Origin of the sequence: Rubrivivax sp. JA1026, from assembly GCF_011065555.1 — a bacterium.
Lineage (GTDB): Bacteria > Pseudomonadota > Gammaproteobacteria > Burkholderiales > Burkholderiaceae_C > Rubrivivax > Rubrivivax benzoatilyticus.
Genome location: NZ_JAALCQ010000003.1, coordinates 140,969 through 154,479 on the forward strand (window position 1 = coordinate 140,969; position 13,511 = coordinate 154,479).

Below are 13,511 nucleotides of genomic sequence, written 5' to 3' on the forward strand. Positions count from 1 at the left end.
GATGGGTAACGAGGATCAGCCGTCGACGGACATCGACAGCGCCGTTCGTCGCAGGCTGCTGCACACGGCGCTGCGCAACGCCACCCGCAGCATCTGGATGCTGCTGGCGGCGATGGCGCTCGTCGTGCTGCTCGGCTGGCTGGGCGGGAGGCCGCTGGCCGGTGGCGTGGCGGCGGCCGTCGGCGGCGTCGCGGCGCTGATGCGCCTGCAGCTGGCGCGGCGCCACGCCAGCGAGCCGCCGCGCAGCGACGCCGAGACGGCCCGCGTCGTGCAATGGCTCGACGTCTCGGCGGCCGCCGTCGGGCTGATGTGGGCGCTCTGCACCTTCACCGTCTATCCGGCGCTCGACGAGACCGCACGCACGCTGTACCTGGTGATGGTCTGCGGCTCGATCGCCTACTCGGCGCAGTTCATGGCCATGGCCGGGCGTTCGTTCACCTGGCTGACGCTGCTGCAGGTCGGCTCGATCGTCGTCGTCAGCCTGGTGCTGGACCCGGTGCGCTCGGCGGCGCTGGCGGCGATCGCGCCGCTGTACGGCCTGGCCATGCTCAACGCCTCGCGCGAGCTGCGCACCACGGTCACCGAGTCGCTGCGCCGCGGCCTCGAGGCCGAGGCCGTCAACACCACGCTGCAGCGGGCCAAGCAGGCGGCCGACGCCGCGAGCATCGCCAAGTCGCAGTTCCTGGCGACGATGAGCCACGAGATGCGCACGCCGATGAACGGCATCCTCGGCGCGCTCGACCTGATGCGCGACACGCCGCTGGACAAGCGCCAGCGCGCCCTGGTGCGCACCGCGGTGGCCTCCGGCGAGTCGCTGCTGTGCATCATCGACGACGTGCTCGACCATTCGACGATCGAGTCGGGCAAGCTCAAGCTCGACCCGACGCCGATGTCGATGCACGCCGTCGCGGCCTCGGCCGCGGCGCTGCTGCGCTCCACCGCCGAGCAGCGCGGGCTGAAGGTCGACCTGCAGATCGAGGCCGACGTGCCCGACGCCGTCGTCGGCGACGCCTCGCGGCTCAAGCAGGTGCTGCTGAACCTGGTCGGCAACGGCATCAAGTTCACCGAACGCGGCGGCGTGACGCTGCGGCTGTCGCGCGCGCCGGCGCCGCCGGGGATGTGCGGCGTGCGCTTCGAGGTCGCGGACACCGGCATCGGCATCCCGGCCCAGGCCGTGCCCAAGCTGTTCCAGCCCTTCTCGCAGGTCGACGCGACGCGCAGCCGCAGCCACGGCGGCACCGGGCTGGGGCTGTCGATCAGCCAGCGCATCGTCGCCGCGATGGGCGGACGCATCACGGTCGACAGCGTCGAAGGCCGGGGCTCGCGCTTCTCGTTCACGCTGGCGCTGCCGCCGGGGCCGGACCCGGGTTTCGTGAACGCGGCCGCCCCGGACTCCGGCCTGATGCCGCTGGACGCCGCCCCGACGCTGCAGGGCCGCGTGCTGCTGGTCGAGGACAACCCGGTGAATCGCCTGATCGCCGCCGAGATGCTCAAGAGCTGCGGCCTGGACGTCGTCGAGGCCGAGGACGGCCAGCAGGCGCTGGAGACCATCGACCGCGAGCACTTCGACCTGGTGCTGATGGACATCCAGATGCCGGTGCTCGACGGCTACGAGGCCACGCAGCGCATCCGCGAGCGTGAGGCGCGGCTGCGGCTGGCGCGTGTGCCGATCGTCGCGCTGACGGCCAACGCCTTCGACGAGGACGCCGCGCTGTCGTTGGCCGCCGGCATGGACGCGCACCTGTCCAAGCCCTACACGCGCGAGCAGCTGCGCGCGCTGCTCAAACAATGGCTGTGAGCCGCATGCCGCTGGTCCGGCGGCTGCTCGCGCTGCTGCTGGTGCTGACGCTGGCCTGGGCCGGGGTCTCGACGCAGGGCGACGCCGTCGCGGCCGGCGGGCCGGGCGGCGACACCCAGGCGGCGCCGGCCGCGCTGCCCGACGAAGGCACGGTCGCCGAACACCACCTGGACGACACCCCGGCCCAGTCGGCCTGGAGCGGCGAACTGCCGCCGGCCGACAGGCTGCCCGACGCCGCGCCGCTGCCGGCGCCGCCGGCCACGGGCGCCCGGCGCAGCCCGCCGCCACCGGACCGGCGCCATCCCGACGCGCCGCAGGACAGCCGCTTCAAACCGCCGCGCGCCTGAGACGCGGCGAGCGGGGCCGCCGGGTCCGGCTCGCCAGCCCCAGGCTCGAGCGCGGACACGCGCACGAGCCTGGCGCTGCACCGACGCCGCCGCCCCGCCTTCGCGGGGCCGTCCGAACGCCCTGCCCTGCCGCTTGCCCGGCAGCTCCCGATGCGCACTCGTTTCCTGGCCGCCGCCGCGCTGGCCCTGGCCCTCGCCGCCTGCACCGACGGCTATCCGAACACCGACGCCCCGACCCCCGACCTGATCCGCCTCGACCAGCCCGGCCGGCTGCAGGCCCTCAACGAAGCCGCCGCCGCGGCCGCGTCGGAGGTCGACTGGCGCTTCCGGCTGCGGCCGGACTGCACGCTGCACGCCGAACGCCGCCGCCTGTTCGGTGTCGACGAGCTCTTCGTGCTGCCGCTGTCCGGCGCCGACCCCCAGCTGCGCGCCAGCGACGGCGCCCGGCGCTTCGAGCTCGTCGCCACCGCGGCCGACGGCCGCGAGCTGAGCGTGTTCGCCACCCGCAGCCGCGTCGACGCGCTGCGCGCCGAACTGGCACTCAAGCTGCTGCGCCGCGACTGCCGCCCCGAAGGCCGCGCCGGGGCCGCTGCCTACAATCCGCGCGGATGACCGCCCCACCCGCCCGCCGTCCGATCCGCGAACTGCCCGACGAACTCGTCAGCCAGATCGCCGCCGGCGAGGTCGTCGAGCGCCCGGCCTCGGTGGTGCGCGAGCTGGTCGACAACGCGCTGGACGCCGGCGCACGCGCCATCGTCGTGCGCCTGGCCGCCGGCGGCGTGCGCAGCATCGTCGTCGAGGACGACGGCTGCGGCATCCCGATGGAGGAGCTGCCGCTGGCGCTGAAGCGCCACGCGACGAGCAAGATCGGCTCGCTGGGCGAGCTGGAGTCGGTGCGCACGATGGGTTTCCGCGGCGAGGCGCTGGCCGCGATCGCGTCGGTATCCGAGATGGCGATCACCAGCCGGAGCGCCGACGCCGCGCACGGCTGGCGTGTCGACGCACGCAGCGGCGAGCTGCAACCGGCGGCACGCGCCCAGGGCACGACGGTCGAGGTGCACGAGCTGTTCTTCTCGACGCCGGCGCGGCGCAAGTTCCTGAAGAGCGAGGCCACCGAACTCGCCCACGCCCTGGATGCCGTGCGCCGCCACGCGCTGGCGCGGCCCGACGTCGGTTTCGCCGTCTGGCACGAAGGCCGCGCCGTCGCGCAGTGGCGCGCCGCCGGTGCCGAGCAGCGCCTGGGCGACGTGCTGGGGCGCGACTTCATCACCGCCAGCCGGCCGCTGGAGGCCGCCGCCGGGCCGCTGCAGCTGTGGGGCCGCGCCGGCCAGCCCGAGGCGGCGCGCAGCCGCACCGACCTGCAGTACCTGTTCGTCAACGGCCGCTACGTGCGCGACCGCCTCGTCTCGCACGCCGTGCGCGCCGCCTACGAGGACCAGCTGCACGGCAGCAAGCAGCCGGCCTACGCGCTGTTCCTGCAGATCGAGCCCGAACTCGTCGACGTCAACGTGCACCCGACGAAGATCGAGGTGCGTTTCCGCGACGGGCGTGCGGTGCACCAGGCGGTGCAGCGTGCGCTGGTGGACACGCTGGCCGGCACCCGCGCGGCGGCGGTGCCGGAGCCCAGCCCAGAGCCCGCGGCCGCGGGGCCCGACATCGCCGACACACCCGCGGCGGCCGTGGCGCCGCCGACCGCACCACCGCGCCCGAGCTGGCAGCCGCCGCTGCCGCTGGTGGCGCGCGACGTGGCGCCGCCGTCGCCCGCACCGGCCGCCTGGCGCGACCCCGGCCCGCGCACGACGCCGGTCGGCAGCGGCGGGCTGCAGGCCTGGGCGGCGCTGCGGCCGCCGGCCGCGGCCGAGACCGTGACGACCGAACGCCCGGCCCCGGCGCCCTCGCTGCCCGAGGCAGCCCCGGCCGCGCACCCGCTGGGCGAGGCGATCGGCCAGGTCGGCGGCGTCTACGTGCTGGCGCGCAACGCCCACGGGCTGGTCGTCGTCGACATGCACGCCGCGCACGAACGCATCGTCTACGAACGCCTGAAGCAGGCCGCGTCGTCGGCGGCGGCGCTGCCGGCGCAGCCGCTGCTGCTGCCGGTGAGCTTCGCCGCCACGGCCGCCGAGGTCGCCACCGCCGAGGCCGAACGCGATTCACTGCTGGCGCTGGGCCTGGACGTCGCGCCGCTGTCGGCCTCGACGCTGGTCGTGCGCAGCCGCCCGGCGGCGCTGCCGGACGCCGACGTCGCCGAACTCGCGCGCTCGGTGCTCGCCGAGTTCGAGCAGACCGGCGCCAGCCGCGCCGTCGAACGTTCGCGCGACGAGCTGCTGGCGACGATGGCCTGCCACGGCGCGGTGCGCGCCAACCGCCGGCTGACGCTGCCCGAGATGGACGCGCTGCTGCGCCAGATGGAGGCCACCGAACGCGCCGACACCTGCAACCACGGCCGGCCGACCTGGCGCCAGCTGACGATGAAGGAGCTGGACGCCCTCTTCCTGCGCGGCCGGTAACGACTTGTGCCGGTCACGGCGCCGCCATGCACGGCCCCTAGCGTCGCGCCGGCCGGCCCTGGAGCCGGCGACAACGACCACCCCAGGAGAGAGTCCGATGCAAACGCCGATCCGCGCGCTGGCCGCCGCCACGCTGGCCCTCACCACGCTGGCCGCCCAGGCCGCACCGTCCACCGTCGTCCCGCCGACGGTGCAACTGGGGCCGCGGCCCTTCTTCCTCGTCGACGACATGGCCGACGGCGCGCTGAAGACCGCGCTGCAGGCCTGCGCCGCCAGCCGCAAGGCCTACACGCGCCACGACTTCGCGATCGGCCACCGCGGCGCCGCGCTGCAGTTCCCCGAGCACACGCGCGAGAGCTACATCGCCGCCGCGCGCAGCGGCGCCGGCATCGTCGAGTGCGACGTCGTGTTCACCCGGGACAAGCAGCTCGTCTGCCGCCACGCCCAGGACGACCTGCACACGACGACCAACATCCTGGCCACGCCGCTGGCCGCCAAGTGCGTCAAGCCGTTCACGCCGGCGACCTTCGACGGCGCCGGCAACCTGCTGACGCCGGCCAGCGCGAGCTGCCGCACCAGCGAGCTGACGCTCGCCGAGTTCAAGACGCTGCGCGGCAAGATGGACGGCTACAACCCGAAGGCGCGCAACGTCGCCGAATACATGGCCGGCACCGCCGGCTGGCGCACCGACCTGTACTCCGGGCCGACCAGCGGCACGCTGATGACGCACGCCGAGAGCATCGAGCTCTTCAAGCAGCTCGGCGTGAAGATGACGCCGGAGCTGAAATACCCGGCGGTGGCGATGCCCTTCGACGGCTTCACGCAGGAAGCCTACGCGCAGAAGCTGGTCGACGAGTACAAGGCCGCCAAGGTGCCGCCGGCGCGCGTGTTCCCGCAGTCCTTCTACCTGCCCGACGTGCAGTACTGGGTGAAGAACACCGCCTACGGCCGCCAGGCGGTCTACCTGGACGACGCCGAGACCGTGGCCGACCTGCCGAGCGCGGCCGAACTGGCCGGCTACAAGGCCCAGGGCATCAACATCGTCGCGCCGCCGACCTTCGCGCTGCTCACCACCGACGCCGCCGGCAACATCGTGCCCTCGCAGTACGCCCGGGACGCCAAGGCCGCCGGGCTGGACATCATCACCTGGACGCTGGAGCGCTCGGGGATCCTGGCCGACGGCGGCAACGGCTTCTACTACCAGAGCTTCGACAGCGCCATCAAACGCGAAGGCGACATGTTGCTCGTGCTCGACGTGCTGGCGCGTGAGGTCGGCATCCGCGGCATCTTCAGCGACTGGCCGGCGACGCCGGCCTTCTACGCCAACTGCATGAAGTGAGGCCCGCGGGCGCCGGCGCGGCCGGCGCCCGTGGCCATCTTCAGGCCAGGTAAGGCTTCATCCAGCCCAGGCCGTCCGAGGTGCCGCCCGGCACCGCGCCGCGGCGCGGGCGGTACTCGCAGCCGATCCAGCCGTCCCAGCCGAGTTCGTCGATCAGCGCGAACAGGTAGGGATGGTGGATCTCGCCGACGTCCGGCTCGTGGCGCGTCGGCACGCCGGCGATCTGGAAGTGGCCGACCTGGCCGGTGGGCAGCCACTGGCGGATCTTGGCCGCCAGGTCGCCTTCGACGATCTGGCAGTGGTACAGGTCCATCTGCACCTTCAGGTTGGCCGCGCCGACCTCGGCGACGATGGCGTGGGCCTGGTCCTGGCGGTTCAGGAAGAAGCCCGGCATGTCGCGTTCGTTGATCGGCTCGATCAGCACGTTGATGCCCAGCTTGGCCGCCTCGGCGGCGGCGTAGGCGACGTTGGCGACGTAGGTCGCCCGCAGCGCCTCGCGAGTCTGGCCGGCCGGCACCAGGCCGGCCATCACGTGGATGCGCGGGCAGCCGAGCGCCACCGCGTAGGCCAGCGCCTGGGCGATACCGTCGCGGAACTCGGCTTCGCGCCCGGGCAGGCAGGCGATGCCGCGCTCGCCGGCGTCCCAGTCGCCGGGAGGCGCGTTGAACAGCACCTGCTGCAGGCCGTGGGCCTTCAGCTGAGCGGCGAGCTGTTCGGTCGTGTACGCGTAGGGGAAGAGGTACTCGACACCCTTGAAGCCGTCGCGGGCGGCGGCGGCGAAGCGGTCGAGGAAGTCGTGCTCGTTGTAGAGCATCGACAGGTTGGCGGCGAAACGGGGCATGGTGGGCTCGTGGGGTTCAGGAGGGAAGACGCCTCACCAGGAGGCGCCGAAGGTCTCGCGCAGGGTCTGGATGCGGGCCTCGTCCAGCGGGCGGGCCAGGGCCTCGGGCACCAGCAGCGCCAGGCGCGCGGTCTCCTCGAGTTCCTCGAGCACCGCCATCGCCGCGGCCGGGCTGTCGTGCCAGACGTTGGGGCCCAGCCGGGCCAGCATCACGGCGCGGATCGGCCGGCCGGCGGCGGCGTAGCGCGTGATCGCCTCGGCCACCGCGTCGGCGGCCTCGGGTGCGCCGGGGCGCTGGTAGTCGATGTGCGGCACGCGGCCCACCTTCATGACGAAGTACGGCGTGATCGGCGGCAGCAGCTCGGCTTCCCCCTCGGCCTGCAGCGAGCGCGCGACGAGGTGCGTGCCGTGGGTGTGGATGATGCAGCGCGCCGGCTGCGCCGTCGCCTCGCTGGCGGCGTAGATGCGCCGGTGCAGCACGATGGTCTTGCTGCCGCGGTCGCCGCCGGTCTGCCGGCCCTCGGCGTCCAGCCGCGCCAGCCGCGCCGGCTCCAGCGTGCCCAGGCAGGCGTCGGTCGGCGTGATCAGGTAGCCGTCGGCCAGGCGCACGCTGATGTTGCCGGCCGTGGCGTGCACGTAGCCACGCTCGAACAGGCTGCGGCCGACGCGGCAGATCTCGGCACGTGCGAAGTCTTCGTCGAGGAAGGGCGTGGCCATCGTGCTCAGCCTTGCAATCGCGCGAAGGCCTTGGTGAAGAAGTCGTCGGTGCCGAAGTTGCCCGACTTCAGCGCCAGGTGCAGGCCGCCGGGCGCCGCCGGGCTGAGCGCGTGGCACCAGGGCACGCCGGGGTCGATCTGGCCACCGATGCGCAGCTGGGCGATGCCCAGCGCCTGCACGCAGGCGCCCGAGGTCTCGCCGCCGGCGACGACGAGCTGGCGCACGCCGGCCTCGACCAGGCCCCGTGCGATGCGCGCGATCGTCTGCTCGACCAGGCCACCGGCCTGCTCGACGCCGAGCCGGGCCTGGATGGCGCGCACCGCGCCTGGTTCGGCGGTCGAATAGACCAGCACCGGGCCGCTGGCGAGGTGTTCGCCGGCCCAGGCCAGGGCCTTGGTGGCGACGTCCTCGCCGGCGGCGATGCGCAGCGGGTCGATCGCCAGCGCCGGCCGGCCCGAACGGATGAAGTCCAGCACCTGGCGGTTGGTCGCCAGCGAGCAGCTGCCCGAGACCACGGCCTGCAGCCCTTCGGCCGGCGGCAGCTCGGCCGCCTGCGACGACGGCGCCAGGCCGTGGTTGCCCGGCAGACCGATCGCGACGCCGGAGCCCGCGGTCAGCAGCGGCAGCTCGGCCAGCGCCGGCGCCAAACGCAGCAGGTCGGCGTTGGAGACGGCGTCGACGATGGCGATCGCCACGCCCTGGGCCTTCAGCTCGGCGATGCGCGCCCGCACCGCGTCGGCGCCCTGCCCCACCACCTGGTAGTCGATCAGCCCGACCTTGCGCTTGCACTGCGCCTGCAGCACACGCACGAGGTTGGCGTCGGTCATCGGCGTCAGCGGGTGGTCCTTCATGCCGCTGTCGCTGAGCAGCAGGTCGCCGACGAACAGGTGGCCCTTGAAGACCGTGCGCTGGTTCTCCGGGAAGGCCGGCGTGGCGATCGTGAACGGCACGTCCAGCGCGTCCATCAGCGCCTCGGTGACCGGGCCGATGTTGCCGCGCGCCGTGCTGTCGAAGGTCGAGCAGTACTTGAAATAGAACTGCGTCGCGCCCTGCGCCTGCAGCCAGGTGAGCGCGGCGACCGACTGCGCCACCGCGTCCTCGGGCGCGATGGTGCGCGACTTCAGCGCCACGACGACGGCGTCGACGTCGGCGTCCAGCGGCCCGGGCGGCACGCCGATCGTCTGCACCACGCGCATGCCGGCGCGCACGAGGTTGTTCGCCAGGTCGGTGGCGCCGGTCGAGTCGTCGGCGATGCAGCCGAGCTTGAGGCGGGTGCTCACGGCGCCTCCTTCTTCGCCGGCAGCGTGATGCCCGGGAAGATCTTGATCACCGCGCTGTCGTCTTCGTTGGCGAAGCCGGCGGTCGAGGCCTGCATGAACATCTGGTGCGCGGTGGCCGCCAGCGGCAGCGGGAACTTGCTCGCACGCGCCGTGTCGAGCACCAGGCCCAGGTCCTTGACGAAGATGTCGACCGCCGACAGCGGCGTGAAGTCGCCGGCCAGCACGTGCGCCATGCGGTTCTCGAACATCCAGCTGTTGCCGGCGCTGTGCGTGATGACCTCGTAGATCGCGGCGGCGTCGACGCCTTCGCGCAGGCCCAGCGCCATCGCCTCGGCGGCGGCGGCGATGTGCACGCCGGCCAGCAACTGGTTGATGATCTTCACCTTGGAGCCGGCGCCGGCCTTGTCGCCCAGGCGGTAGACCTTGCCGGCCATGCCGTCGAGCACGGCGCCGGCGGCGGCGTAGGCCGCGGGCTTGGCCGAGGTCATCATCGTCATCTGGCCGGCGGCGGCCTTGGCGGCACCGCCGGAGATCGGCGCGTCGATGTAGTGGATGCCGGCGGCCTCGAGCTTGGCCTCGAGCGCGATCGACCAGTTGGGGTCGACCGTCGAGCACATGATGAAGGTCGAGCCCGGGCGCATCGCCGCGGCGGCGCCGCCTTCGCCGAAGAGCACGGCCTCGGTCTGCGCGGCGTTGACGACCACCGACACCAGCGTGTCGCAGGCCGCGGCCAGCGCCGCCGGGTCGGCGCCGGCGACGCCGCCTTCACGGGCGAAGGCGTCGGCGACGCCGGGACGCACGTCGCAGACGTGCACGTTGAAACCGTTGCGGCGTAGCGTCCGGGCGATGCCCACGCCCATGGCGCCGAGGCCGATCACGCCGACATTGCGAGTCGTCATGGCAGTCAGATCCGTTCAGGAGGTCCGTGAGGACGAAACGCGGCGGATGGCGTGCCGGCTCAGGCCAGCACCGCCCACAGGCCGCAGGTGAGCAGGAAGCCGGCGACGCCGAGCACGGTGGTCAGCACCGTCCAGCTGCGCAGGCCGTCGGCGACCGAGAGGCCCAGGTAGCGCGTGACGATCCAGAAGCCGGAGTCGTTGACGTGCGACAGGCCCAGGCCGCCGAAGCCGATGGCCACCGTCAGCAGCGCCACCTGCAGCGGGCTGTAGCCGCCGCCGGTGATCGCCTCGGCCAGCAGGCCGCAGGTGGTGAGGATGGCCACCGTCGCCGAGCCCTGCGCGGCGCGCAGCACCAGCGAGATGACGAAGCCGGCGAGGATCAGCGGCAGGTGCGCCGCGGCGATGCTCGACGACAGCGCGGCGCCGATGCCGCTGGCCGTCAGCACCTTGGCGAACACGCCGCCGGCGCCGGTGACCAGGATCACGGTCGCCGCCGGCGGCAGCGCGGACTCCATGACCTCGTTGGTGCGCGCCATGCTCCAGCCGAGGCGGCGCGCGACCAGCCAGAACGACAGGCCGATGGCGACCATCAGCGCGAAGATCGGCGCGCCGATGAAGGCCAGCACGTTGCGCACCGGGTCGCCCTTGGGCAGCAGCGTCGCGCCGGTGGTGCCGATCATGATCAGCGCCAGCGGCACCAGGATCAGCGTCAGCACGACACCGACGCCCGGGGCATGCAGCTTGGCGGTGCCGGGTTCGGCTTCGGCGCCGAACCTGGCAAACTGTTCGGCGGTGGTCGGCAGCATCTCGTAGCGGCGGCGGTTGAGCCACTTGGCGACGACCTGCGCCAGCACGCCCAGCGGCAGGCAGATCAGCAGACCGAAGATCGTGACCCAGCCGACGTCGGCACTCAGCACCGCGGAGCCGCCGACGATGCCCGGATGCGGCGGCACGACGACGTGCACCGCCAGCATGATGCCGGCCACCGGCAGGCCGAACTTCACCGGGTCCACCTTCGCGGCCTTGCAGAAGCCGTAGACGATGGGCACCAGGATGATGAAGCCGACGTCGAAGAAGACGGGGATGGCCAGCACCAGCGCCGCCGCGGTCAGCGCCGCCGGCACGCGCTTCGGGCCGAGGATCTGCGTGAAGCGGCCGGCGAGGTTCGCGGCGCCGCCGGAGACCTCGATCATGCGGCCGAGCATCGCGCCCAGCGCGACGAGGATCGCGACGCTGCCCAGCGTGCCGCCCATGCCGGCGATCAGCGTGCTGATGATGTCGCCGATCGGCATGCCGACGGCCAGGGCGACGAGCAGGCTGACCAGCATCATCGCGACGAATGCGTGGACCTGCCAGCGGATGATCATCAGCAGCAGCAGGGCGATGCCGGCCGCGCCGATGCCGAGCAGGATGGGGGTGGACATGCGGTTTGTCTCCTCGGGCGCTTGGAGTGTGGGGAAGGTGCGACCGCGTCTGCGACGTCTGGGCCGGCGCCATGAACCAATCAGTTCATATGGTCATCCTACAAATTTCAGACAAGTTTCAACCTGGGGTTAACCCGGAAGCACAGGCTTGAAGCCGCCGCGGCGGCTTCCGCCCTCATCGGGCGCAAAAAGCCGTCTTCGGCCGGCGCCACCAGGGCCCTGCGCCCTCCTGCGGGGCCGTCGGGAACCACGCAGGTACAGCGCGCCGGACGGCGTTCGAGGCGGCCACCGGCGCCGCGGCGCGCGGCTCAGGCCGGCATCGTCGTCGGCACCAGCGCCGCTGCCAGGCGCGCGCCGTCCTGCCGCCAGAAGCTGGCATCGGCGTGCTGCAGTCGCAGCATCGCGTTGTTCATGTGCTGCGCGGCGGCGTGGCGTGCCGCCGGCGCGTCGCCGGCTTCGATGGCCTGCACGACCGCCTCGTGCTCCTGCTTGACCTGCTCGGCGAACTCGCGGTGGCGCGATTCGTTGGCACGTGTCACGCGCGTCACGCCCTGCAGGAACTGGGCAAGGTAGTCCAGCGTGCGGATCAGGAACGGGTTGCCGGCGGCCTCGCCGATCGCGCGGTGGAAACGCACGTCCTCGACGGCGCCGTCACCGCCGCTGGCCACCGCATCGGCAATGGCCTGCAGCGCCACGCGGATCGCCCGAGCCTGCGCCGGCGTGCGCCGCAGCGCGGCGAGTTCGGCGACCTCGGCCTCGAGCGCGCGGCGCAGCTCGATGATCTGCAGCACCGCCTCGCGCGACGCCGCTTCGGTCGGGTCGAAGCTCAGCGGCTCGCAGCCGGCGGCCAGCACGTAGACACCGCTGCCCTGGCGCGAATCGACGAGGCCACGCGACTTCAGCCGCTGCACGGCCTCGCGCACGACGGTGCGGCTGACGCCGAACTGCTGCACCAGCGCCTGCTCGGTCGGCAGCTTCTGGCCCGCGGCCAGGCCGCCGGAGCGGATCTCGGCCTCAAGCGCGCTGGCGACCTGGTCGGCCAGCCTCAAGCCGGGTCTGATCGTGGAAAAGGAAACCGACATGGAGGGAATGCCTCGGTGGGCCACAGCGGCCGGCCACGACGCAGCCTGCGAACTGAACCTCACTGTACCGCAGCGTCTGCGGCGCAGCCGGCGCCGCCCGGCGCTGGATCAGGCGCTTTCGACGCGGTTGCGCCCGGCGGCCTTGGCCGCGTAGAGCGCCTGGTCGGCACGGTTGATGGTGGCCGAGAAGTCCTCGCCGTCACGGTGCTCGGCCAGCCCGAAGCTGGCCGTCAGCGAGACGCGCACCTCGCCGACGTGGTCGATGTCGGCGATCGCCTGGCGGATGCGCTCGACGATGGCGCGCGCCGCCTCCAGCGGCGTCTCGGGCAGCAGCATCAGGAACTCCTCGCCGCCCCAGCGTCCGCAGTGGTCGTAGCGGCGCACGCCCGACTCCACCGCCTGGGCGATGACCTGCAGCACGCTGTCGCCGGTCTCGTGGCCGTGCGCATCGTTGACCGCCTTGAAGTGGTCGACATCCATGATGGCCACGGCGAAGCCGCGGCCCAGGCGCTGGGTGCGCTCGCCTTCCTCGCGCAGCCGCTCCATCAGGAAACGCCGGTTGCCCAGGCCGGTCAGCGGGTCGCGCATCGCGGCGTCGCGCAGCGCCAGGCTCAGATCGCGCAGGCTGTTCTGGTAGCGGTCGGAGATGCGCACCAGCTTCTCCAGCCGGCGCACCTGCTTGTCGTACTGCTCGACCAGGCTCAGGCGCTGCTCGCGCGCGACGTGGTGGTAGCTGTCGGAGATGCGCACCAGGCGCTCCAGCCGTTCGCGCTGGGTCTGGAAATGGCCCAGCAGCTGCGCCAGCGGCTCGCGCAGCGGGTCGTGCTCGAGCGCCGGGTCGGCCAGCAGGGCCTCGATGCGCGAGACCAGGACGACGTCGTCCGGCAGGGACTTAGGCGCCGCCATCGGCCAGGATCTCGAAGGGGAAGCTGCAGTCCTCCCGGAACTCCTCGGCGAGGTCGAAGACGCGGTCGTTGCGCGGGTCGTAGTACCAGCTCACGCGCACCTCGCGGCCCTTGCCGAAGGCGTCCTCGCACAGGTCGAAGATGTCCATCATCGCCTTGACCGAGCTGGTGTTCATGTAGACCAGGCGCAGCTCCAGCTGCAGCGGCCGGCCGTCCTGGCCGAGATAGTCCTCGAGCCACTGGATCACCTCGCCGAAGAACTCGAAGGAGTTCTCGGGATAGGAATCCCCGCGCATCGCCAGGACGCCCCGCTCCCAGTCGCCCTGGATTTCGGGGGTCGAGTTGCCCCCCTGGATGTGCAGCTCTTTCATC

At 72.7% G+C, this 13,511-nt stretch carries 13 protein-coding genes; 5 read left to right on the forward strand and 8 right to left on the reverse strand.

What is annotated here, in order from left to right; genetic code table 11:
• Window position 1 precedes the first annotated feature (1 nt).
• The 5 genes from G5B56_RS07155 to G5B56_RS07175 all read left to right on the forward strand — a co-directional run bounded on the left by G5B56_RS07155 (window position 2) and on the right by G5B56_RS07175 (window position 5,991).
• Window positions 2–1,798 (forward strand): ATP-binding protein, encoded by a 1,797-nt coding sequence (locus tag G5B56_RS07155; RefSeq protein WP_164962761.1) that lies wholly within the window; start codon window positions 2–4, stop codon window positions 1,796–1,798.
• The gene (locus tag G5B56_RS07160) at window positions 1,789–2,145 is read left to right on the forward strand and encodes a hypothetical protein (RefSeq protein ID WP_240920673.1); all 357 of its coding nucleotides are present in this window, start codon (window positions 1,789–1,791) and stop codon (window positions 2,143–2,145) included. Before G5B56_RS07155 ends, G5B56_RS07160 begins: the two co-directional genes overlap by 10 nt.
• Window positions 2,146–2,295: 150 nt before the next feature.
• Window positions 2,296–2,757 (forward strand): hypothetical protein, encoded by a 462-nt coding sequence (locus G5B56_RS07165; protein ID WP_009857666.1) that lies wholly within the window; start codon window positions 2,296–2,298, stop codon window positions 2,755–2,757.
• The gene (gene mutL, locus G5B56_RS07170; RefSeq protein WP_029718908.1) at window positions 2,754–4,652 is read left to right on the forward strand and encodes a DNA mismatch repair endonuclease MutL; all 1,899 of its coding nucleotides are present in this window, start codon (window positions 2,754–2,756) and stop codon (window positions 4,650–4,652) included. The genes G5B56_RS07165 and mutL overlap by 4 nt, the downstream gene beginning before the upstream one ends.
• Before the next feature lie 97 nt (window positions 4,653–4,749).
• Window positions 4,750–5,991 carry a glycerophosphodiester phosphodiesterase family protein gene (locus tag G5B56_RS07175; protein WP_164962762.1) on the forward strand — a complete coding sequence of 414 codons (1,242 nt, stop codon included), beginning with the start codon at window positions 4,750–4,752 and terminating at the stop codon, window positions 5,989–5,991.
• A 40-nt stretch (window positions 5,992–6,031) separates the two neighbouring features.
• Here G5B56_RS07175 and otnI read toward each other — a convergent pair whose 3' ends face one another.
• From otnI to siaC, 8 genes are all read right to left on the reverse strand, one after another.
• Window positions 6,032–6,832 (reverse strand): 2-oxo-tetronate isomerase, encoded by an 801-nt coding sequence (gene otnI, locus G5B56_RS07180; RefSeq protein WP_009858038.1) that lies wholly within the window; start codon window positions 6,830–6,832, stop codon window positions 6,032–6,034.
• Between the two features lie 33 nt (window positions 6,833–6,865).
• Window positions 6,866–7,549, reverse strand: coding sequence for an aldolase (locus G5B56_RS07185; protein ID WP_164962763.1), 684 nt, complete (start codon window positions 7,547–7,549; stop codon window positions 6,866–6,868).
• Between the two features lie 5 nt (window positions 7,550–7,554).
• Window positions 7,555–8,829, reverse strand: a complete 1,275-nt coding sequence (gene otnK / locus G5B56_RS07190) for a 3-oxo-tetronate kinase (protein ID WP_009858040.1) — start codon at window positions 8,827–8,829, stop codon at window positions 7,555–7,557.
• Window positions 8,826–9,728: an L-threonate dehydrogenase gene (ltnD, locus tag G5B56_RS07195; protein WP_164962764.1), complete on the reverse strand. Its 903-nt coding sequence runs from the start codon at window positions 9,726–9,728 to the stop codon at window positions 8,826–8,828. Before ltnD ends, otnK begins: the two co-directional genes overlap by 4 nt.
• Before the next feature lie 59 nt (window positions 9,729–9,787).
• Window positions 9,788–11,152, reverse strand: a complete 1,365-nt coding sequence (locus G5B56_RS07200) for a GntP family transporter (protein ID WP_164962765.1) — start codon at window positions 11,150–11,152, stop codon at window positions 9,788–9,790.
• A 308-nt stretch (window positions 11,153–11,460) separates the two neighbouring features.
• Window positions 11,461–12,234, reverse strand: a complete 774-nt coding sequence (locus G5B56_RS07205; RefSeq protein WP_164962766.1) for a FadR/GntR family transcriptional regulator — start codon at window positions 12,232–12,234, stop codon at window positions 11,461–11,463.
• A gap of 108 nt (window positions 12,235–12,342) precedes the next feature.
• Window positions 12,343–13,140, reverse strand: coding sequence for a biofilm regulation diguanylate cyclase SiaD (gene siaD / locus G5B56_RS07210; RefSeq protein ID WP_009858044.1), 798 nt, complete (start codon window positions 13,138–13,140; stop codon window positions 12,343–12,345).
• Window positions 13,127–13,510 (reverse strand): biofilm regulation phosphoprotein SiaC, encoded by a 384-nt coding sequence (gene siaC / locus G5B56_RS07215; RefSeq protein ID WP_009858045.1) that lies wholly within the window; start codon window positions 13,508–13,510, stop codon window positions 13,127–13,129. The genes siaD and siaC overlap by 14 nt, the downstream gene beginning before the upstream one ends.
• Window position 13,511 lies beyond the last annotated feature (1 nt).

Excerpts from the sequence above, each read along its gene's own strand:
- G5B56_RS07185 (WP_164962763.1), bottom strand. The coding sequence starts at position 7,549 with ATGGCCACGCCCTTCCTCGACGAAGACTTCGCACGTGCCGAGATCTGC.
- mutL (WP_029718908.1), top strand. The coding sequence starts at position 2,754 with ATGACCGCCCCACCCGCCCGCCGTCCGATCCGCGAACTGCCCGACGAA.
- G5B56_RS07175 (WP_164962762.1), top strand. The coding sequence starts at position 4,750 with ATGCAAACGCCGATCCGCGCGCTGGCCGCCGCCACGCTGGCCCTCACC.
- siaC (WP_009858045.1), bottom strand. The coding sequence starts at position 13,510 with ATGAAAGAGCTGCACATCCAGGGGGGCAACTCGACCCCCGAAATCCAG.
- G5B56_RS07165 (WP_009857666.1), top strand. The coding sequence starts at position 2,296 with ATGCGCACTCGTTTCCTGGCCGCCGCCGCGCTGGCCCTGGCCCTCGCC.
- G5B56_RS07155 (WP_164962761.1), top strand. The coding sequence starts at position 2 with ATGGGTAACGAGGATCAGCCGTCGACGGACATCGACAGCGCCGTTCGT.
- ltnD (WP_164962764.1), bottom strand. The coding sequence starts at position 9,728 with ATGACGACTCGCAATGTCGGCGTGATCGGCCTCGGCGCCATGGGCGTG.
- siaD (WP_009858044.1), bottom strand. The coding sequence starts at position 13,140 with ATGGCGGCGCCTAAGTCCCTGCCGGACGACGTCGTCCTGGTCTCGCGC.
- G5B56_RS07200 (WP_164962765.1), bottom strand. The coding sequence starts at position 11,152 with ATGTCCACCCCCATCCTGCTCGGCATCGGCGCGGCCGGCATCGCCCTG.
- G5B56_RS07160 (WP_240920673.1), top strand. The coding sequence starts at position 1,789 with ATGGCTGTGAGCCGCATGCCGCTGGTCCGGCGGCTGCTCGCGCTGCTG.
- otnI (WP_009858038.1), bottom strand. The coding sequence starts at position 6,832 with ATGCCCCGTTTCGCCGCCAACCTGTCGATGCTCTACAACGAGCACGAC.
- G5B56_RS07205 (WP_164962766.1), bottom strand. The coding sequence starts at position 12,234 with ATGTCGGTTTCCTTTTCCACGATCAGACCCGGCTTGAGGCTGGCCGAC.